General features: G+C 70.3%; 18 protein-coding genes and 1 other RNA gene. All 19 read left to right on the forward strand.

Annotated elements, in window-relative coordinates; all coding sequences use genetic code 11:
- The first annotated feature begins 237 nt into the window (after window positions 1-237).
- The 19 genes from PHN62_RS10160 to sucC all read left to right on the forward strand — a co-directional run bounded on the left by PHN62_RS10160 (window position 238) and on the right by sucC (window position 20468).
- The gene (locus PHN62_RS10160; RefSeq protein ID WP_300149930.1) at window positions 238-1023 is read left to right on the forward strand and encodes an ABC transporter permease; all 786 of its coding nucleotides are present in this window, start codon (window positions 238-240) and stop codon (window positions 1021-1023) included.
- A 45-nt stretch (window positions 1024-1068) separates the two neighbouring features.
- Window positions 1069-1824, forward strand: coding sequence for an ABC transporter ATP-binding protein (locus tag PHN62_RS10165; RefSeq protein WP_300150006.1), 756 nt, complete (start codon window positions 1069-1071; stop codon window positions 1822-1824).
- The gene (locus tag PHN62_RS10170) at window positions 1821-2249 is read left to right on the forward strand and encodes a hypothetical protein (RefSeq protein ID WP_300149933.1); all 429 of its coding nucleotides are present in this window, start codon (window positions 1821-1823) and stop codon (window positions 2247-2249) included. The genes PHN62_RS10165 and PHN62_RS10170 overlap by 4 nt, the downstream gene beginning before the upstream one ends.
- Window positions 2250-3629: a DNA repair protein RadA gene (radA, locus tag PHN62_RS10175; RefSeq protein ID WP_300149936.1), complete on the forward strand. Its 1380-nt coding sequence runs from the start codon at window positions 2250-2252 to the stop codon at window positions 3627-3629.
- Complete coding sequence (locus PHN62_RS10180) at window positions 3622-3927, forward strand: DUF1244 domain-containing protein (RefSeq protein WP_300149938.1); 306 nt, start codon at window positions 3622-3624, stop codon at window positions 3925-3927. Before radA ends, PHN62_RS10180 begins: the two co-directional genes overlap by 8 nt.
- Entirely contained in the window at window positions 3924-4694 is a 771-nt protein-coding gene (locus PHN62_RS10185) for an N-acetylmuramoyl-L-alanine amidase (protein WP_300149941.1), read from the forward strand. Before PHN62_RS10180 ends, PHN62_RS10185 begins: the two co-directional genes overlap by 4 nt.
- Window positions 4695-4742: 48 nt before the next feature.
- An RNA gene (gene rnpB / locus PHN62_RS10190) (RNase P RNA component class A) lies at window positions 4743-5161 on the forward strand.
- A 598-nt stretch (window positions 5162-5759) separates the two neighbouring features.
- Window positions 5760-6245, forward strand: a complete 486-nt coding sequence (locus tag PHN62_RS10195) for a hypothetical protein (protein ID WP_300149943.1) — start codon at window positions 5760-5762, stop codon at window positions 6243-6245.
- Window positions 6246-6251: 6 nt separating this feature from the next.
- A complete protein-coding gene (gene rsmH, locus PHN62_RS10200; protein ID WP_300149946.1) occupies window positions 6252-7358 on the forward strand; it encodes a 16S rRNA (cytosine(1402)-N(4))-methyltransferase RsmH in 1107 nt (368 codons plus the stop codon).
- Window positions 7355-8299: a hypothetical protein gene (locus PHN62_RS10205; RefSeq protein WP_300149949.1), complete on the forward strand. Its 945-nt coding sequence runs from the start codon at window positions 7355-7357 to the stop codon at window positions 8297-8299. The genes rsmH and PHN62_RS10205 overlap by 4 nt, the downstream gene beginning before the upstream one ends.
- Window positions 8296-10110, forward strand: a complete 1815-nt coding sequence (locus PHN62_RS10210) for a penicillin-binding protein 2 (RefSeq protein ID WP_300149952.1) — start codon at window positions 8296-8298, stop codon at window positions 10108-10110. Before PHN62_RS10205 ends, PHN62_RS10210 begins: the two co-directional genes overlap by 4 nt.
- A gap of 10 nt (window positions 10111-10120) precedes the next feature.
- A complete protein-coding gene (locus tag PHN62_RS10215) occupies window positions 10121-11644 on the forward strand; it encodes a UDP-N-acetylmuramoyl-L-alanyl-D-glutamate--2,6-diaminopimelate ligase (protein ID WP_300149955.1) in 1524 nt (507 codons plus the stop codon).
- On the forward strand, window positions 11641-13068 hold the full coding sequence (locus tag PHN62_RS10220) for a UDP-N-acetylmuramoylalanyl-D-glutamyl-2,6-diaminopimelate--D-alanyl-D-alanine ligase (protein WP_300149958.1): 1428 nt from the start codon (window positions 11641-11643) through the stop codon (window positions 13066-13068). Before PHN62_RS10215 ends, PHN62_RS10220 begins: the two co-directional genes overlap by 4 nt.
- A gap of 100 nt (window positions 13069-13168) precedes the next feature.
- Window positions 13169-14248: a phospho-N-acetylmuramoyl-pentapeptide-transferase gene (gene mraY / locus PHN62_RS10225; RefSeq protein ID WP_300149960.1), complete on the forward strand. Its 1080-nt coding sequence runs from the start codon at window positions 13169-13171 to the stop codon at window positions 14246-14248.
- A gap of 4 nt (window positions 14249-14252) precedes the next feature.
- Window positions 14253-15749 carry a UDP-N-acetylmuramoyl-L-alanine--D-glutamate ligase gene (murD, locus tag PHN62_RS10230; protein ID WP_300149963.1) on the forward strand — a complete coding sequence of 499 codons (1497 nt, stop codon included), beginning with the start codon at window positions 14253-14255 and terminating at the stop codon, window positions 15747-15749.
- The gene (locus tag PHN62_RS10235; protein WP_300149965.1) at window positions 15746-16939 is read left to right on the forward strand and encodes a putative peptidoglycan glycosyltransferase FtsW; all 1194 of its coding nucleotides are present in this window, start codon (window positions 15746-15748) and stop codon (window positions 16937-16939) included. The genes murD and PHN62_RS10235 overlap by 4 nt, the downstream gene beginning before the upstream one ends.
- Window positions 16936-18036 (forward strand): UDP-N-acetylglucosamine--N-acetylmuramyl-(pentapeptide) pyrophosphoryl-undecaprenol N-acetylglucosamine transferase, encoded by a 1101-nt coding sequence (locus PHN62_RS10240; protein ID WP_300149967.1) that lies wholly within the window; start codon window positions 16936-16938, stop codon window positions 18034-18036. Before PHN62_RS10235 ends, PHN62_RS10240 begins: the two co-directional genes overlap by 4 nt.
- Window positions 18037-18162: 126 nt before the next feature.
- The gene (gene mdh, locus PHN62_RS10245) at window positions 18163-19125 is read left to right on the forward strand and encodes a malate dehydrogenase (protein ID WP_300149969.1); all 963 of its coding nucleotides are present in this window, start codon (window positions 18163-18165) and stop codon (window positions 19123-19125) included.
- A 140-nt stretch (window positions 19126-19265) separates the two neighbouring features.
- A complete protein-coding gene (gene sucC, locus PHN62_RS10250) occupies window positions 19266-20468 on the forward strand; it encodes an ADP-forming succinate--CoA ligase subunit beta (RefSeq protein WP_300149971.1) in 1203 nt (400 codons plus the stop codon).
- The last annotated feature ends 44 nt before the right edge of the window (window positions 20469-20512 follow it).

Consider the following 20512-nt stretch of genomic DNA (forward strand, 5'->3'; position numbering starts at 1 on the left):
CGCTCAGGAGGCGCCTTCGGGACGCGCCGTTCTCCGTATCCTGAACGCCTCTCCCGCCGCGTCGAGGCGTCCTGCGCGCGTTTTGACGGTTGCCCTCCGGAGCCTTGCAAGCTATGCGCCTGACATGATTTCGCCGCGCGCCTGCTCCTTCGCTTCCTCTTCCGCCTCCGGCCTCGCCGGCGGGCCGGAGCCGCGAAGCCTCCGCTTTCGCCGCGAAGCCTGCAAGGAGGCCGGCCCGTGACCCCGATCCTCGCCTTTCTCGCCGCCCTCGGACGGCCCGTGCTGGCGCTCTGCGCCGGAGTGGGGCGATTTTCGCTCTTCGCCTTCGGGGCCTTCTGGCGACTCTTCGCGCCGCCCTGGCATCTGCGCGAATTCTGGCGTCAGGCGCTGAGGATCGGGTATTTCTCGTTGCCGGTGGTGGGCTTCACGGCGGTCTTCACGGGCGCGGCCCTGGCGCTCCAGATCTACATGGGCGGCGCCCGCTTCAACGCCGAGCAGGTGGTCCCCTCCATCGTCGAGATCGGCATCCTGCGCGAGCTGGGCCCGGTGCTCGGGGCCCTGATGGTGGCGGGGCGGGTCTCGGCGGCTCTGGCGGCCGAGATCGGCGCCATGCGGGTCAGCGAGCAGATCGACGCCCTGCGCACCCTCTCGACCGACCCCATGCGTTATCTGACGGCGCCGCGTCTGGCGGCGGGGATCCTGACCATGCCTCTGCTGATTCTCGTGGCGGATTCGCTGGGGATCTTCGGCGGCTATCTGGTGGGCGTGCGGCGTCTGGGCTTCCAGCCCGACGCCTATCTTCAGGCGACCATCGCCGCCTTTCAATGGATGGACGTGGTTTCGGGCCTTGTGAAGGCGGCGGTCTTCGGAGCGGTCATCACGCTGATGGGCTGCTATCACGGCTTCAACGCCGGACGCGGCGCCCAGGGCGTGGGCCGGGCGGCCACCAACGCGGTGGTGGGCGCCTCGGCGCTGATCCTCGCGACGAATTACGTCCTCACCGAACTCTTCTTCGGATCTTGAGCCATGGCCGAGCATTCCTCTCCGAAAGCGGCCCCGAACTCTCCCATGATCGAGTGGCGCAGGACGGACAAGCGCTTCGGATCGAATCACGTGCTGCGGGGGATCGACCTCCAGGTGGCGCGCGGCGAATCCTGCGTGGTGATCGGCGGTTCGGGCACGGGCAAGTCGGTTCTGCTCAAGACGGCGCTCGGGCTGCTCAAGCCCGACGGCGGCGAGATCCTCATCGACGGCCAGCGCGTGGACCATCTCTCGGAGGCGGCGCGCTTTCCGCTGATGAACCGCATGGGCGTGCTGTTCCAGGGCGGGGCGCTCTTCGACAGCCTGAGGGTCTGGGAGAACGTGGCCTTCCGCAAGCTGCGGGGCGCGGGGCGCAGGGCCCTCGCCGAGGCGAAGGAGGCGGCCGTCGAGAAGCTGCGCCGGGTGGGGCTCGGGCCGGATGCGGCGGAGCGTTACCCCGCCGAGCTGTCGGGCGGCATGCAGAAACGGGCGGCGCTCGCGCGGGCGATGATGGCCGATCCGGAGATTCTCTTCGTGGATGAGCCGACGGCGGGTCTTGACCCGATCATGTCGGGCGTGATCAATCACCTGATCCGTGAGATCGTGACCGAAAGCGGCGCCACGGCGGTGACCATCACCCATGACCTCAGCACCCTGCGGACGGTGGCGGACAAGGTCGCCATGCTGCATCAGGGGAAGATCATCTGGCAGGGCCCGGTCGCCGAGGCGGATACGGACCCGAATCCCTGTTTGCGTCAATTTCTGGCGGGCCGCGCGGAAGGCCCCATCGAGGCGGTGAGATGAGGGAAGCGATCGGCGGATTGCTGGAGGCTCTGTCCGGATACGGGTCGCTGTGGCTGGCGGCGACGGGGCTGGCGGTGATGCTCGCCACGGCGGCGGCGAGCCTCGGGCTCAACGTGCTGCGTCTGGCCGAGGGCCGCACGGGCGCGGCGCGGTCGGTCGCCTTCCGGGGGATCTTCGGAGCGGGGGCGCTTCTGGCTCTGGCGCCGATCGGGGCGAGCTTCGGCGCCAACGTCGCGGTGATTCTGGCGGCTCTGGCGGCGGTGGCGGTGCTGGCGGGGGCGCATGGCTCGGCGGTGCGGCGCAAGTCCGAGGGCGATCCGGAATTCGCCCAGACGGTCACGGTCTTCGACTGGCTGCTGATCCTCGGCCTCGGAGCGGCCATGTTCCTGCTGATCGCGCCGCGGCTGATGGTCTGGTTGAAGTGAATGGCCAAAGCCTCCGCGCGCTATGTCTGTCAGAACTGCGGCGCGGTCACGCCGCGTTGGGCGGGGCGTTGCGACGCCTGCGGCGGCTGGAACACCATCGTCGAGGAGGCGGGGCTTTCGGTCGCCGGGCCTGAGGGCAAGTCGCTCGGCGCGAAGAAGGGCCGCAAGGCCGCGCTCATGCCTCTGGCGGGCGAGGAGGCGGCGCCGCCCCGGCTCTCCAGCGGGGTGGGGGAGTTCGACCGCGCCCTGGGCGGAGGTCTGGCTCAGGGCTCGGCGGTGCTGCTCGGCGGAGATCCGGGCATCGGCAAGTCCACGCTCATGCTCCAGGCGATGGCCGGTTGGGCGCGCAACGGGGCGAAGACCATCTACGTCTCGGGCGAAGAGGCCGCCGCCCAGATCCGCATGAGGGCGGCGCGGCTCGGAGTCTCCGAGTCCCCGCTGATGCTCGCCACCGAGACCAATCTCCGCGACATCCTCACCACTCTGGACGCCGAAAAGCCCGCCGTGGCGGCCATCGACTCGATCCAGACCCTCTGGGCGGATCACGTCGAGAGCGCGCCGGGCTCGGTGGCGCAGCTGCGGGCGGCGGTCCATGAGCTGGTCAGCTTCGCCAAACGCCGCGAAGTCGCCTTGCTGCTGGTCGGCCACGTCACCAAGGAAGGCCAGATCGCCGGACCCCGCGTGGTCGAGCATATGGTGGACACCGTGCTCTATTTCGAAGGCGAGCGCGGCCATCAGTTCCGGATCCTGCGGGCGGTGAAGAACCGCTTCGGCCCCGCCGACGAGATCGGCGTCTTCGAGATGACCGGGGCGGGGCTCTCGGAGGTGCGCAATCCTTCGGCGCTCTTCCTCGGCGACCGCGAGAAGCGCGCGCCGGGGGCGGCGGTCTTCGCAGGAATCGAGGGCACGCGGCCGGTTCTGGTCGAGATTCAGGCTCTGGTGGCGCCTTCCTCCTTGGGAACGCCGAGGCGCGCGGCGGTGGGCTGCGATTCGGCGCGTCTGGCGATGATCCTGGCGGTTCTGGAGGCCCGTTGCGGCGTCTCCTTCGGGGCGCAGGACATTTACGTCGCGGTTTCGGGCGGCCTGCGCGTCACCGAGCCTGCGGCGGATCTGGCCATCGCGGCGGCGCTGCTGTCGAGCTGGCGCGACAAGTCCACGCCCGCCGAGGCCGCCTTCTTCGGCGAGGTCAGCCTCTCGGGCGCCCTGCGCCCCGCGCCTCAGGCCGACGCCCGCATCAAGGAGGCCGAGAAGCTCGGCTTCACGCGGATCCTCGCGCCCGACAAGACCAAGCCCCTTTCGGGCGGGACGGCGCGTCTCGATCTGCTGGAGACGCTCGACGATCTGGTGAACCGCTTCGGGAGGCCCCCCGGCCATGAGTGAAGACGACGATCTGCGCCGCGATCTCGACGCGGCGGCCTTCCGGCGGCTGCTGGCCCATCTGGCGGCCCATCCGGAGGTCCAGAACATCGAGATGATGAATCTGGCGGGCTTCTGCCGCAACTGCCTCGCGAACTGGCGTCAGGAGGCGGCCGCCGGGCGCGGAATCCCCATGACGAAGGACGAGGCCCGCGCCGAAGTCTACGGCATGCCCTACGAGGACTGGCGCAAGCTGCATCAGCGCGAGGCCTCGCCGGAGGCTCGGGCGTCCTTCGCGGCGCGCGAGAAGCCCGGATCATGATCCGCCTGGCGCAGGCTTCGCCCAACCACGGCCCCCGGCGGGGGGTCTCCGCGCCGGATTGCGTGATTCTCCATTACACCGACATGCTCTGTCCCGAAGGCGCCCTTGCGCGGCTCTGCGATCCGGCGGCGGAGGTCTCGGCGCATCATCTCGTCGCCGAGGACGGGCGGATCTGGAGCCTCGTCTCCGAGACGGAGCGCGCCTGGCATGCGGGTCTGAGCTTCTGGGGCGGCGAGCGCGACATGAACAGCCGCTCCATCGGGATCGAGCTGGCCAATCCGGGCCACGGCAACGGCCATGCGCCTTTTCCCGCGCCCCAGATGCGCGCTCTCGAAGGGCTGCTGAGGGAGATCTTCGCGCGCTGGTCGATCGCTCCGGAGCGCGTGCTGGCCCATTCCGACGTCGCGCCGCGCCGCAAGCAGGATCCCGGCCCCCGATTCGACTGGCGCGGCCTGGCGCGTCATGGGCTCTCGATCTGGCCCGAGGCCGCCGAACCGCGCGGAGAAGGCGAGATCCTGTCCGATCCGGGGGCGATCCTGCCTTTCGCGGCCCGTTTCGGTTACGAAGTCGGGGAGGACCTGGGCCGGAATGGGAGAACTCCCCCGGATCCGGGCGGGCATGGGCCGCAGACCCCGATTCCGGAGATTCTCCGCGCTCTGAGGCTGCGGTTCCGTCCGCAGTTCCCCTGCGAGGCCCTCGAATCGCCCGCCGACGCCCGGGATCTCGCGATTCTGCAGGAACTGGCCTTCCGCTGGCCCTCCGCCTGAGGCCGCGTCTTGACCGACCGGCGCGCGGGGCTTAGGACGGAAGGCGGATCGGAAGGCTGGACGGCCGCGCTCCGCGGCTTGCTCGCGGATCGAGGAAAGTCCGGGCTTCATGAGGATGCGGCGCCGGATAACCTCCGGCGGGCGAGGCCCTCCGCAAGGAGGGGCGAGTTCAGGGAAAGCGCCACAGAGAACGAGACCGCCCCGATTCATCGGGGCAAGGGTGAAACGGTGGGGTAAGAGCCCACCGCCCCGGCGGCGACGTCGGGGGCATGGCAAGCCCCGCCGGAAGCAAGGTCGAATAGGGGCGGACGGCGCGGGGCCTTCGGGTCTGCGCGCGAGGGCTGGTCCTCAGCCCATCCGCCCGGGTGGACCGCGCGAGGCGTCGAGCGATCGGCGCCCCAGAGGAATGGCCGTCGCCGCGATTTCGGTCGCGGGCACAGAACCCGGCTTACAGGCCTTTCGATCCCTCTCTCCCAGCCTCGGCGCCCGGCCTCCCGGCCGGAGACCGGATTTCTGCGCCTTTCGGATAGGGTGAAGCGCGGCGATTCGGAAAATGTTCCGTATCCGTCTTGATTGTTCTTCGAATATTCGCATGTCCCTGACGCCGGAATCCGGGTCGGCGCCTGATCAAAGGGGGGAATTCTTCAATTTTCGAAGAGCGTTTTCCGGCTGAAAACAGGACGGTTGTTTTTTTGTTCTTTAACCTTTGAGGAATGGTCCCATATTTTCCCATGCCCATCACATTGACACCCATGCCGAGCCCATGCTAGTCCGTTGGTTAAGACGAAGAGCGCCGCGCAGAGCTTAAAAAAGTCGGATTGAGGCAGGTTTCGAACTAAACGCCCGCGCGACGCTCTTCGACTCCTCTCAAAGCGCTGGAACCGGGTCTGGATCCAAGCGCTTTAGAGGTCGTTCCCGAACTCCCTTCGGGGTTTCGCGGAATTCGCCGCCGCCGCAGGGAGCCGCATCAGGGCTCCGCAAGGCGGCAGAGGGCTTCCGGCTCCTGAAGGCGCAGGGCGGGGGCGTGCGCGGCGCAAGCCGCGCGGGCGACGGACGGGAGCAGACATGGCGCTGTTTCTCTCCAGAAGTCTGCACAAGATCGACAAGAAGGGCCGCGTCTCCATACCGGCGCCTTTCAGAGCCGCCTTGGGCGTCGAGATCTCCCAGGGGCTGGCGCTCTCGCCTTCGCTGCGCGACGATCCTTGCGTGGAGGGCGGCCCGATGTCCCGCATCGAGGGCTTCCACGACCAGCTCGCCAGGCTCGATCCTCACGGCGACGAATATTTCGCCCTCGCCAGCGTGCTGCTCGCCGACATGCGCGTGGCGCCCTTCGATCCCGAAGGCCGCGTGGCTCTGCCCGAAGAGTTCATAGCGTTGGCTCTCCTTAAGGACGAGGCGCTTTTCGCAGGACTTGGCGGATACTTCCAGATATGGAATCCGGCCGTTTACGAAGAAAGGCGCGCCGATTCCCGCCGTCTGGCCCGCGCCAGCGCGCATCTGCTGGGGCGTCCGCCGGGGCCGCGTCTGGTCCGCTCGTCCGAAGGAGATTGAGCCTCCATGACTTCCTCGAACCGCGACGATCCGGAGGCCGCCCCCGAAGCCCCCGGGGCGCGAGAGGCGCTTGAAGCCGCCCGGCTGCGCCATGATCCGGTGTTGCTGGCGGAGGTTCTGGCCGCGCTCGCCCCCCGCGAGGGCGCCCGTCTGCTGGACGGCACCTTCGGCGCCGGAGGCTACGCCCGCGCCCTGCTGGAGGCGGCGGATTGCCGCGTCCTGGGCGTCGACCGCGACCCCTCGGCCCTGGAGGCCGGAAGGCTCTGGGCGCCGCTTTACGGAGGGCGGCTGGTCCTGGCCGGAGGGCGCTTCGGGGATCTCGACGCCATCGCCGTGGAGGAAGGCTTCGCGCCGCTCGACGGGATCGCCCTCGACATCGGCGTCTCCTCCATGCAGATCGACCAGGCGGAGCGCGGCTTCTCCTTCATGCGCGACGGGCCGCTGGACATGCGCATGAGCGCCGAAGGCCCCTCCGCCGCCGACGTGGTGGCCGAGGCCTCCGAAGAGGAGCTGGCCGACATCTTCTATCATTACGGCGAGGAGCGCCGGTCGCGGGGCATCGCGCGGGCGGTGGTCAAGGCGCGGGCCGAGGCCCCGATCCTGACCACCCTGCGTCTGGCCGGGATCCTGGCCGCCGCCCAGCCGCGCCCCAAACCCTACGAGCCCCACCCCGCGACGCGCTGCTTCCAGGCCCTGCGCATCCACGTCAACGACGAACTCGGCGAACTGGCGCGGGCGCTCTCCGCCGCCGAGCGCGTCCTTGCGCCGGGCGGAGTCCTGGCCGTCGTGACCTTTCATTCTCTGGAGGACCGGATGGTCAAGCGCTTCCTCCAACTGCGGGCCGAGGGCGCGGCGCGGCCCTCGCGCCATACGCCTGCGGCTCTGGGCGCCGAGGAGGACGCGCCGGGCTTCGAGCTTCTGAGCCGCAAACCGGTCGTCGCTTCGGAGGAGGAGACCGCGCGCAATCCGCGGGCGCGTTCGGCCAAGCTGCGGGCGGCGCGCCGGACTTCGGCGCCGGCGCGGCCTCACGATCCGCGCGAGGGGGCCTTGCCGATCCTCACGGCGGAGGGCTCTGCGCGCGCCCGCAAGGCTTCGGGCGGGAGGCGCGCATGAGGCGGGCCCTGACCCTTCTGACGGCTCTGGCGCTGATGCTGGCGGCGAGCTACGCCCACCGGGTGAAGATCGAGACCCGCGAGCTTGAAAAGCGCGTCGGGGCCATGACCGCCGAGGTCAAGCAGCGCCGGGCCGCCGTGGCGACGCTCAACGCCGAATGGGCCTATCTCAACCGCCCCGAGCGGCTGTTGCGTCTGGCGGCGGTCTACGGCGAGGAGATGGAGCTGAAGCCGCGCCGTCCGGACGCCTTCGCGCATCTGGACGAGATTCCCATTCCCGGCGGACGCCTGATCTCGCGGGCTCCGGCGCCTCTGGACCTTTCGGATCTGGACGCCGCGATCATGGGCGCCCTGAATCCCGAGGCGCCCGTCTCCGCCGCCGAGGCTCCGCCCGCCGAGCCCGCCTTCCCCGATTACGAAGAGGTCGTGACCGAGCCCGAGTTCGTCGGCGAGGGCGTGGGCGAGGGCTGGGCCGAAGGCGCGCTCGACCCCTACGCCGCCGCCCTCGTGGAGAGCCAGGCCCTGCCCCCCCCGACGCGCAGCGGCCCCGTGGCCGGAACGGCGCCTCAGGCGGCGCCCTTCGCCTTCCAGCCGCCCATGGCCGGAGGACAGCCTCAGGCCGCGCCGCAGGGATATGCGCCGCCGCCCGGCGCGGGCTTCTCGCCGACGCCCGCCGTCTATGCGCCCGCCTATGCGCCTGCTCCGGCCTCGGCGCCGCCTTCGCCCACGGGCTACGCGCTGCCGCCGGGGGCCGTGATCGTTCCCGCGCCGGGAGGGTCGCCCGTCGCCTATCCGTCAGCGCCCGCCGGATTCGCCCCGCCCGCGCCGTATAACGGAGCCGCGCCGACGCCCCTCCCGGCCGCGATGAGCGCCCCGCAGCCTGTCTTCGCGCCCGATCAGGCGCCGCCGCCCCGGATCGAGATTTGGGAGCCTCTGCCATGAACCGCCTCTTCGAGGAGAATCCCTTCGGCGCGCCGGATCCGGATTTCCGGCCTCCGCTCGCCGGGCCGCCCGCGCCGCGGCGCAAGCCCCGTCGGGGGCCGAGCCGCTCCGTCCTGCTGATGGGCGCCTTCGTGGGCGGCTTCCTGCTTCTGGGCGGACGCATGGCGATGGTCGCCTGGCCCGAGGACGGAACGGCTCAGGCCTCTCCGGCGGCGACCGGCTCGGCGGGGGGCGGGTCGAGCGTTCTGGCTCAGGCGGCGGCGCGCGACGAGCTGCTGCCGCGTCTGCGGGCCGATCTTCAGGACCGCTCGGGCCGCATCCTCGCGACCTCGCTGCCGATCTACGACATCTACGCCGACCGCGCCCGCATCCTCGATCCGGCGGAGACCGCCACGCGCCTCGCCGAGGTGGCCCGGACCGATCCGGTGGCGCTCCAGCAGCGCCTGACCCAGGCGCCGCGCGGCACGATCACCATCATGCGCTCGGCCACGCCCGCGCAGCTCCAGCAGATCCACGACATGGGCCTGCCGGGGATCTACGGCGCCGGACGCCTGACGCGCTTCTATCCGGAAGGCCGCCTGGCGGCGCATGTCCTCGGGGGCGTGAACGCCGAACAGCGCGGCGTGGGCGGCGTGGAGCTGGGGCTCGACGCCTATATCCGCGACCCCGCCCAGGTGGACAAGCCCATTCCCCTCTCCATCGACGTGCGGGTTCAGGCGGGGCTCGAATCGGCCCTGCGCGAGGCGCGGGCGCGCTTCGCGGCCTATGGCGCGGCGGGAGTCATCATGGACGCCCGCACCGGCGAGATCATCGCCATGGCCTCCATCCCCGATTTCGATCCGAACCACCGTCCTTCGCCCCTCGCGCTGAAGCCCAACGAGGACAGCGCGCTGGATCCGCTCTTCGACCGCGCGGCCCAGGGCTCCTACGAGATGGGATCGGTGTTCAAGATCTTCACCGCCGCCGCCGCTCTGGAGAGCGGCATGGTGGATCTCTCGACCATCCTCGACGCGCGCAACCCGATCTACCGGGCGGGGCACCGCATCACCGATTATCGCGGCCCCAACCGCATGGTGACGCTCACCGAGGGGGTGATGTTCAGCTCCAACCTCGCGCTCGGGCGTCTGGCGACGATGATCGGCCACGAGCACATGTCGGAGTTCCTGCGCAAGCTCGGGTTCTACGAGCGCGTGCCGCTGCAATATCCGACCGCCAGCCTCGCCATGCCCCAGACTCCCCGCAACTGGGGGCCTCTGGAGCTGATCACGGTGGGTTACGGCCACGGGATCTCGGTCTCGCCGCTGCATGTGGTGGCGGCGGCGGCGACGCTGGTCAACGGCGGATGCCGCGTGCGGGCGACCCTCGTGCGTCTGGAGGCTCCGCCGCCCTGCGAGCGCGTGGTGGACCCAGAGGTCTCGGTGGCGGCGCGCGGGCTGATGCGTCTGGTGGTGCAGTACACCACCGGGCGCAACGCCGAGGTCAAGGGCTACGAGATGGGCGGCAAGACCGGCACCGCGCTCAAGGCGATCAAGGGCGGCTACAGCCAGCGCGAGCGCATCGCCAACTTCCTGACCATCTTCCCGGCCCATGATCCGAAATACGTCGCCATCGTCAGCCTCGACGATCCGAAGGTCATCGAGGGCAAGGAGCGCAACCTCTCGCCGACGGCGGGCCGCACCGCCGCTCCGGCCATGAAGGACGTGATCGAACGCATCGCGCCGCTGCTCGGGCTGGCGCCCGACGTCGCGGGCGAATGGAAGGCCGAACAGATCGTCGGGGCGCGCTTCGGCGGCCTGAAATACCGGCCTTGAGGAGCGCGGCATGACCTCCCGACCCCTTTCCCTCGCCGAGGCCCTGCTTCAGGCGGGCGCGGCCCTTCCGCTCGGCGCGGCGCCCGAGGCTCCCTTCCTGGGCGCCAGCGCCGACACGCGGCGTCTGAAGCCCGGCGCGGTCTTCGTGGCGCTGAAGGGCGCGGCGCGCGATGGAATCGACCTGCTCGACGAGGCCAGGGCGCAAGGCGCCGTCGCGGCGGCGGCCTCTCTGGAGGGCGCGGCCAAAGCGTTTGGGCGAGGCGAGCCGCCGCTTCCGCTCTTCGTGGCGGCGGATCCGCGTCGGGCGGCGGCGATCCTGGCGGCCCTGACCCATGGCGCGGCGCAGCCTCCGGTTCTGGCGGCGGTGACCGGCACCAGCGGCAAGAGCTCGACGGTGGAGTTCCTGCGCCAGATCTGGGGCGGCCTCGGACGCAAGGCGGCGGCGCTCGGCACGGTGGGGACGGCGGTGGCCAATCTGCCGCCCGAACTGGCCGAAGCGGGCGGGCTCACCACGCCCGATCCCGAGAGCCTGCACGAGATCCTCGCGCGCTTCGCGGCGGCGGGCGCCGAGCGCTTCGCCTTCGAGGCCTCGTCGCATGGCCTGGACCAGCGGCGCCTCGACGGGGCGCGTCTGGCGGGGGGCGCCCTGACCAACCTCGCGCGCGACCACATGGATTATCACCCCACGACGGAGCATTACCTCGCGGCCAAGCTGCGGCTCTTCGCCGAGCTTCTGCCGCTGGAGGCGCCCGCCGTCCTCAACGCCGACGACCCGACCTACGAGATCGCCGCCCGCATCGCGCGGGCGCGGGGTCTGCGGCTGCTGCCGGTGGGCTTCGCCGCAGAGGCGGACATGGGAATCCGGATCCTGGAGGCCTCTCCGGAGGCGGCGGGCCTGCGTCTGCGCTTCCGTCACGAGGGCCGCGAGCATGGGGCCTTCCTCGGGCTGGTCGGGGGCTTCCAGGCGCGCAACGCCCTGACCGCCGCCGCCCTCGCCATCGGGACCGGAGAGGAGGCGGAGGCCGTCTTCGCCCGGATCGAGGAGCTGAAGGGCGTGCGCGGCCGCATGGAGCCCGTGGCGGCCCTGCCCAACGGCGCGCAGATCCACGTCGACTACGCCCACAAGCCCGACGCCCTCGCGGCGGCTCTGGCGGCCCTGCGGCCCCATGCGGCGGGCCGGATCCATGTGGTCTTCGGCGCGGGCGGCGACCGCGACCGCGGCAAGCGTCCGCTGATGGGCGCGGCGGCGGCGGCGGGCGCCGAGGTCGTGATCGTGACCGACGACAATCCGCGCTCCGAGGAGCCCGCGGCCATCCGCGCGGCGATCCTGGCGGCGGCTCCGCAGGCCCGCGAGATCGGCGACCGGCGCGAGGCCATCCGCGCGGGCGTGGCGGGGCTCGGGCCGGGCGACTCCCTGCTGGTGGCGGGCAAGGGCCACGAGCCGGGTCAGACGATCCGGGGCGTGACCCATCCCTTCGACGACGCCGAAGAGGTCCGCCGCGCCGTGGCGGATCTGACCGGAGGAGACGCATGACCCCCGTGAAACAACCGCTCTGGACTCCCGAAGCCCTGGCCGCCGCGACGTGCGGGGCCCTGCTCGGGCGCTGGCGCCCGGTCGGCGGGATCGTCAACGACACCCGCGAGCTGAAATCCGGCGACCTCTTCCTCGCTCTGGCGGGCGAGGCCCGCGACGGCCACGCCTTCGTCGGGGCGGCGCTGAGGGCGGGGGCTTCGGGGGCTCTGGCCTCGCGGATTCCCGACGGCCTTCCCGAAGGCGCGCCGCTGCTGCTGGTCCCCGACGTCATGGCCGCCCTCGACGCCCTGGGCCGCGCGGGCCGGGCGCGGGCGAAGGACCTGACCGCTCTGGCCGTCACGGGCTCGGTGGGCAAGACCAGCGTCAAGGACGCCCTCGCGGCGATCTTCTCGGCTCAGGGAGCCACCCACGCCTCGGAGAAATCCTTCAACAACCATTGGGGCGCGCCGATCACGCTGGCGCGCACGCCCGCCGGAACGCGCTGGGGCGTCTATGAGGCGGGCATGAACCATGCGGGCGAGCTCGGCCCCATCTCGCGGTTGATCCGCCCGCATCTGGCGGTGGTCACCACGGTGGAGGCCGCCCATCTGGAGCATTTCGGCGAGGTCCGGTTCATCGCCGAGGCCAAGGCCGAGATCTTCGAGGGCCTGGAGCCCGGAGGCGCCGCGATCCTCAACCGCGACAATCCCTGGTTCGACCTGCTCGCCGAGCGGGCCCGGGCGGCGGGGGCGCGGGTGGTGGGCTTCGGGACGCACCGCGCCGCCGAGGCGCGGCTGATCTCCTTCCGCTCCGGTCCGGACCACGTCGAGGCCGAGGCCGAGATCCAGGGTCTGCGCCTGAGCTGGCGCGTGGGGTCTCCGGGTCGGCATCAGGCGATGAACTCCCTGGCGGCGATCGCGGCGGCGGCTCTGGCGGGCGCCGATCCGGGCAAGGCGGCGGCGGCTCTGGCGCGCTGGAGCCCCGGCGCGGGGCGCGGCGCGCGCGTCCGGATCTTCCTGAGAAGCGGCGGCGCCTTCGCGCTGATCGACGAAAGCTACAACGCCAATCCGGCTTCGGCGCGGGCGGCTCTGGATGTTTTATCCTCGGCGGCTCTCGGGCCGGGAGGGCGCCGTCTGGCCTTTTTCGGCGACATGCTGGAGCTGGGCCCCGCCGGGCCCGATCTGCACGCCGCGCTGGCGAAAGAAGCTGCGGATTCGGCGGATCTCGTCTATACGGCGGGCCCCCTGATGCGGAATCTGCACGAGGCGCTTCCCCCGGAGCGCCAGGGCGGCTGGTTCGCCGATTCGACGGCTCTGGCCTCGGCTCTGGCCGAGGGGAGGGCGGCGGTCCGGGCCGGCGACGCGGCCATGGTCAAGGGCTCCAAGGGCAGCCGCATGGGGCCCGTGGTGAACGCGCTTCTGGCGCTCAGCCTCACGACCCCCTGAGCGGCGGCCCGAGACGGCCCGATCACAACACGAAGCCGGAGCCTGCGCCGGATCCCGGAAGGATCCCGCCAGAAGCCGGGCGCGAGGAGCGGACGACCGAATGATCTACCACCTGTTGAGCGGCTTCACCGACGGCCCGCTGAACGTGGCGCGCTACGCCACCTTCCGCGCCGGAGCGGCCTTGCTGACGGCGCTTGTCCTCTGCTGGATCTTCGGGCGACCGCTCATCGACTGGCTGAGGCTCAAGCAGGGGCGCGGACAGCCCATCCGTCAGGACGGGCCCCAGACCCATCTGACCAAGGCGGGCACGCCCACCATGGGCGGCGTGATGATCCTCGGCGCCCTGACCATCTCGACGCTGCTCTGGGCGAATCTTGCGCAACCCTATGTCTGGCTGGTGCTCTTCGTGACGCTCGGCTTCGGCGCCATCGGCTTCTGGGACGACTTCCTGAAGGTCAGCAAGCGCAATCCGAAGGGGGCTTCGGGCCGGGTGCGTCTGGGAGCGGGCTTCGCCATCGCGCTGATCGCGGCGCTCTGGGCGGTCTGGCTGGAGCCCGAGCCCCTGCGCTGGCGTCTGGCGGTGCCGGTCTTCAAGGACGTGCTGATCAATCTGGGCTGGTTCTTCATTCCCTTCGCGATCTGCGTGATCGTCGGGACGGCCAACGCCGTGAACTTCACCGACGGGCTCGACGGCCTGGCCATCGTGCCGGTGATGATCGCGGGCAGCGCCTACGCCGCCATCGCCTATTTCGTGGGCCATGCGGTCTTCTCGAACTATCTTCAGGTGCATTACGTGCCGGGGGTGGGCGAACTGACCGTCTTCTTCGCGGCTCTGGCGGGGGCGGGGCTCGGATTCCTGTGGTATAACGCGCCGCCTGCGATGGTCTTCATGGGCGATACGGGGTCTCTGTCTCTGGGCGGAGGCCTCGGCGCGGCGGCGGTGGCCACCAAGCACGAGATCGTGCTCCTGATCGTCGGCGGGCTCTTCGTGGTGGAGACCCTGTCGGTCATCATCCAGGTGGCGAGCTTCAAGCTCACGGGCAAACGGGTCTTCCGCATGGCGCCGATCCATCACCATTTCGAACAGAAGGGGTGGAAGGAGCCGACCATCGTGATCCGCTTCTGGATCATTTCGGGCGTTCTGGCCCTTCTGGGCCTGGCGACCCTCAAGCTGAGGTGAGTCGATGATTCCCGTCACGGCGGCGGCGGGCCGCAGATACGGCGTTCTGGGTCTGGGTCGCTCCGGACTCGTCTCGGCCCGGGCGATCCGGGCGGGCGGCGGCGAGGCGCTCTGCTGGGACGATTCGGAGGCCGCCCGCGCGACGGCGGCGGCCGAAGGCTTCACGGTGACGGATCTGACGAAGCCCGAATCCTGGGCGGGCGTGGACCGGCTGATCCTGAGCCCCGGCGTCCCGCATCACTGGCCGGAGACCCATCCGGCGGTGGAGGCGGCTCTGGAGGCGGGGGCGCTGCTCGACAACGACTTCGGCCTCTTCTTCGAGGAGGCGGAGGCCTGGCGCCTCGCGGGGGATTACGGCCCCGAAGCCGAGGATCAGGCCGCCCGCGCCGCCGAGATGGGCCTTTACGACCCGACTCCGGGCCCGAAGTTCATCCTGATCACCGGATCCAACGGCAAGTCCACGACCAGCGCCCTGACGGCGCATCTGCTCACGGCCATGGGCGCCCCGACCCAGCTCGGCGGGAACATCGGGCGCGGCGTGCTCGATTTCGACGTCCCGCCGCCCGAAGGCTTCGTGGTGATGGAGATCTCGTCCTATCAGCTCGATTCCGCGCGGCGGCTCGACGCGGATCTGGGCGTCTGGCTCAACATCTCGCCGGATCATCTGGACCGTCACGGCGGGATGGGCGGCTATGTGGCGGCCAAGCGCCGCCTCTTCGAATTCGGACGCCCCCTCAGCGCGGTGATCGGCGTGGACGAGCCCGAAGGCCGTCTGATCGCCAACCAGATCCGCTATGAGGCGGAAAGCTCCGCCCCGGTGCTGGAGATCTCTTCGCGCAAGGCGCTGAAGACGAACACGGGCTGGTCGGCCTTCCTCGACGGCGGCGACCTCGTCGAATGGCGCGAGGGCGCCGAGCTCTTCCGCCTCGACGTCTCGACTCTCCCGACCCTGCGCGGACGCCACAACGGCCAGAATCTCGCGGCGGCCTGGGGGATCTGCCGTCTGCTCGGCTTCGAGCCCGAGCGGATCGCGCCGCATCTGGCGAGCTATCCCGGCCTGCCGCACCGCATGGAGCTGGTCGCGCAGATCGACGGCGTGGCCTGGGTCAACGATTCCAAGGCCACCAACGCCGACGCCGCCGAAAAGGCGCTGCTGACCTACGACAGGATCCGCTGGATCGCCGGAGGCGTGCCCAAAGCCGGAGGAATCGAGCCTCTGAAGCCGCTGTTCGGAAAGATCGCGAAGAGCTACCTCATCGGAGAGGCGGCGCAGGACTTCGCCGCGACCCTCGGCGCGCATCCGCACGAGATCGTCAGGACGCTGGAGGAGGCGCTCCGGCGCGCCCGCGCCGAGGCGCAGCCCGGCGAAACGGTCCTGCTCTCTCCGGCCTGCGCGAGCTTCGACCAGTTCAAGGATTACGAAGCGCGCGGCGCGGCCTTCCGCAAGATCGTCGAGGGCCTGCGCGAGGCCGCGGAAGCTCGGGGCGGAGGCGCCCCATGACCACGACCCTGCAGGATTTCCGCGAGGCGGAGGAACTCGATTCGCGCTCCGGCTGGACCCTGGAGCGCCTTCAGGACCGCTGGTCGCGGGTGGATCACTGGAGCTTCGTGGCGGCGCTGATCCTGATCGGCGTGGGCTTCGTGCTGTCGATGTCGGCGGGCCCGACTCTGGCGGCGCGTCATGGGGTGGATCCGTTCTATTACGTGACCCGTCAGGCGATCTATGCGGTTCCGGCTCTGGCGGCCATCGTCTTCTGTTCGGTGCTGAGTCTGCGCGACGCCCGGCGGGTGGGGGTGATGATCTTCCTCGCGGCCATCCTCATGCTGATCCTGCTGCCCTTCATGGGCATCGAGCGCGGCGGCGCGGTGCGCTGGTTCTCTCTGGCGGGGGTGAGCGTCCAGCCTTCGGAGTTCCTCAAGCCGGGCCTGATCGTCGCTTGCGGCTGGATGATGACCGTCAGGCCCGAGCCGGGGGCGCCTCCGGGCATGCCTGCGGCGGTGGGTCTGCTGGTGCTCTCCTGCGGCCTGCTGGCCAGCCAGCCCGACTGGGGACAGACGGCCCTGAGCCTCTCGGCCTGGTCGGCGATGTTCTTCCTCACCGGCGCGAGCGTGATCTGGGCCGCTTCGGGGGCCATGGCGGTGGCGGTGGTGGCGCTGAGCGCCTACGCCAGCTCCTCGCATTTCCGGGGGCGCATCGACCGCTTCCTGCATTCCGACGGCGAGCTGAGCTTCCAGATGGAGATGACGCTGGCCGCCATCCGGCAGGGCGGGGTCTGGGGCATGGGTCCGGGCGAGGGGGTGCGCAAGCTGGCTCTGCCCGACGCCCATTCGGATTTCATCATCGCGGTGGCGGCGGAGGAATACGGCCTCATGCTGACTCTGGCGATCATCCTGCTCTTCGCCTTCATCACGCTGAAGTCTCTGGCGCGGGCGGCGGCCTCGAAGGATCCCTTCGTGCGGGTGACGGGAGGCGGCCTGGCCTGTCTGATCGGCTTCCAGGCGGCGATTCACGTCGGGGTGGCGGTGCATCTGCTGCCGACCAAGGGCATGACGCTGCCTTTCGTCTCCTATGGCGGCAGCTCCATGCTGGCCTCGGGGCTGACCATGGGCCTTCTGCTCGCCCTGACGCGCAAGCCCGATCCGGAGCCCGAGCCCCTCCGCGACCCCTGGGACGAGGGACTCGAAAGATGAGCGGGACAGGGAAGGGGCGGCTTCTGGTCGTCGCGGCGGGCGGCACGGGCGGACACATGTTCCCCGCCCAGGCCTTCGCCGAGGAGATGCTCGGGCGCGGCTGGCGGGTGGCTCTGGCTTCGGACGAACGCGGCCTGCGCTACGCCGGAGGCTTCCCTCCGGAGGTCGAGCGCCGCGAATTGCGCGCGGCGACCTTCGCGCGCGGCGGGCTCGCGGCCAGGGCGCGCGTCCCCTTCGAGATCGTCGCGGGCGTCCGCGAGGCGGCGCGCTGGATGAAGGCCGAGAAGCCGGCTCTGGCGGCGGGCTTCGGCGGCTATCCCTCGCTGCCGACCATCGGCGGCGCCCTCCTGACGGGGGTTCCCCGACTGCTCCATGAGCAGAACGCGATTCTCGGGCGGGTGAACAGGCTCTTCGCCGGAAGGGCGAATCTCGTGGCTCTGGGGACGCCCCTCGCGGCGCCCGCGCCGAGGGGCGCGCGGACCGAACTGGTGGGGAATCCCCTGCGGGCGGGGGCTCTGGCCTACGCCGGGACGCCCTATGCGGCGCCGCGTCCGGGCGGACCGGCGCGGCTTCTGGTCTTCGGGGGCTCCCAAGGCGCGCGGATCTTCGGCAGCCTGATTCCGGCGGCTCTGGCGCTTCTGCCGGAGGAGCTGCGCGGACGCCTGCGCGTGACCCAGCAGATTCCCGAATCCGACCATGGGGCGGCTCTGGAGGCCTTCGCGCGGGCTGGCGTGGCTCCCGAGGCCGCGCCCTTCTTCGCCGACATGCCCCGACGCATCGCGGAATCCCATCTCGTGATCGCGCGGGCGGGCGCCTCCTCTCTGGCGGAGCTGGCGGCCATCGGGCGTCCTTCGATCCTGATTCCCCTGCCCGAAGCCATGTCGGACCACCAGAGCTTCAACGCCCGCGCCTTCTCGGAGGCGGGCGCCGCGATCCATGCGCCGCAGAAGGATCTGACGCCCGAATCCCTGGCGCGGATTCTGGCGGATCTGCTCGCCGATCCGGGCCGTCCGGAGGCCATGGCGAAGGCGGCGCGGGGGCTTGGTCGTCCGGAGGCGGCGAAGCGTCTGGCGGATCTGGCCGAAAGTCTGATTTGACAACCCCCGGCGATTTTTCCGACTTCACAGGACTTCGCTTCTTTCGCGTGTCGCGCCTTGCGGGACACATTCTTTCGCGCTATTCACCGAGCCACTGCGAAGAAACAGCATCGGAGTGAGTGCGTCATGGCGAGAGCGAAAATCGCGCTGATCGGGGCCGGAATGATCGGCGGAACGCTTGCCCATCTCATCGGTCTGAAGGAGCTCGGGGACGTCGTCCTCTTCGACATCGCCGAGGGCACGCCTCAGGGCAAGGCGCTCGACATCGCCCAGTCCGCCCCCGTGGAGGGCTTCGACGCCCGCCTGAAGGGCGCGAACTCCTACGCCGACATCGCGGGCGCGGACGTCTGCATCGTCACGGCGGGCGTGCCGCGCAAGCCGGGCATGAGCCGCGACGACCTTCTGGGCATCAACCTCAAGGTGATGAAGGCCGTCGGCGAGGGCGTCAAGGCCCACGCCCCGAACGCCTTCGTGATCTGCATCACCAATCCGCTCGACGCCATGGTCTGGGCGTTGCGCCAGTTCTCGGGCCTGCCCGCGAACAAGGTGGTCGGCATGGCGGGCGTGCTGGATTCGGCGCGCTTCCGCCACTTCCTCGCCGAGGAGTTCGACGTCTCGGTCGAGGACGTCACGGCCTTCGTGCTGGGCGGCCACGGCGACACCATGGTGCCGCTGGCCCGTTACTCCACGGTCGCGGGCATCCCGCTGCCGGATCTGGTCAAGATGGGCTGGACCACCCAGGAGAAGCTCGACGGCATCATCCAGCGCACCCGCGACGGCGGCGCCGAGATCGTCGGCCTGCTCAAGACCGGCTCGGCCTATTACGCGCCGGCGGCCTCGGGCGTGCTGATGGCCGAGAGCTACCTCAAGGACAAGAAGCGCGTGCTGCCCTGCGCGGCCCATCTGACCGGCCAGTACGGTCAGCCGGATCTCTACGTCGGCGTGCCGGTGGTGATCGGCGCGGGCGGCGTGGAGCGCATCGTCGAGATCGAGCTGAGCGCCGAAGAGCAGGCCGCCTTCAACAAGTCGGCCGACGCCGTGAAGGGCCTCGTGGCCGCCTGCAAGGGCATCGAGCCGAGCCTCGTCTGAGGCCGCCCCTCCGGGTTGCGGCGCAGCGAGGCCTGGGTTAAGGAGAGGGCGCTTTCGGCGCCCTCGTCCGACCGCCTCCCTCCGCGCCGGAGCCATCCGCGACGCAGGCCGCTTCAAGGCGGCGAGCAGGGACATGCGATATGAACATTCATGAATATCAGGCCAAGGCGCTGCTGCGCCAGTATGGGGCGCCGGTCTCCGAGGGGCGCCCGGTGCTCCGGCCCGAAGAGGCGCGCGTGGCCGCGCAGTCGCTGGGCGGCCCGCTCTGGGTGGTGAAGTCCCAGATCCACGCGGGCGGCCGCGGCAAGGGCAAGTTCCTCGGCGCTCCCGCCGACGCTAAGGGCGGCGTCCGCCTCGCGAAGTCGGTGGACGAGGTCGAGGAGAACGTCAAGCAGATGCTCGGCTCGACCCTCGTGACCATCCAGACCGGTCCGGCGGGCAAGCAGGTCAACCGCATCTACGTCGAGGCCGGTTCGGACATCAAGCGCGAGCTCTATCTCTCGCTGCTGGTCGACCGCGCGACCTCGCGCGTGGCCTTCATCGCCTCGACCGAGGGCGGCATGGACATCGAGGAGGTGGCTCACAACACCCCCGAGAAGATCAAGACCATCACCGTCGATCCGGCGGCGGGGATCCAGGCCCATCACGGCCGCGAGATCGCCTTCGCCCTGGGCCTGAACGGCGCGCAGCAGAAGCAGTGCGTCAAGCTGATCAACACGCTCTACAAGTTCTTCATCGAGAAGGACGTGGCGATGCTGGAGATCAATCCGCTGATCATCGACGGCGACGACAACCTCAAGTGCCTCGACGCCAAGGTGAGCTTCGACTCCAACGCGCTCTATCGCCACCCCGAGCTGGCCGAGCTGCGCGACGAGACCGAAGAAGATCCCAAGGAGCTGGCCGCCTCCAAGTATGACCTGAACTACATCGCCCTCGACGGCGAGATCGGCTGCATGGTCAACGGCGCGGGCCTCGCCATGGCGACCATGGACATCATCAAGCTCTACGGTTCCGAGCCCGCCAACTTCCTCGACGTGGGCGGCGGCGCCACCGAAGAGAAGGTGACCGAAGCCTTCAAGATCATCCTGTCCGATCCGAACGTGAAGGGCATCCTCGTCAACATCTTCGGCGGGATCATGCGCTGCGACATCATCGCCAACGGCGTGATCGCGGCGGCCAAGGCGGTGAATCTCAACGTGCCGCTGGTGGTGCGCCTCGAGGGCACCAACGTCGAGCTGGGCAAGGAGATCCTCGCGAATTCCGGCCTGCCGATCGTCTCGGGCGACAACCTCGCCGACGCCGCCGAGAAGATCGTGGCGGCGGTCAAGGCCCGCAAGGCCTGAAGCCCTCCGCAAGCTTCCATGATCGGACGCCGCGCGACGACGCC

The sequence above is a fragment of the Neomegalonema sp. genome, from assembly GCF_028688855.1.
Lineage (GTDB): Bacteria > Pseudomonadota > Alphaproteobacteria > Rhodobacterales > Rhodobacteraceae > Neomegalonema.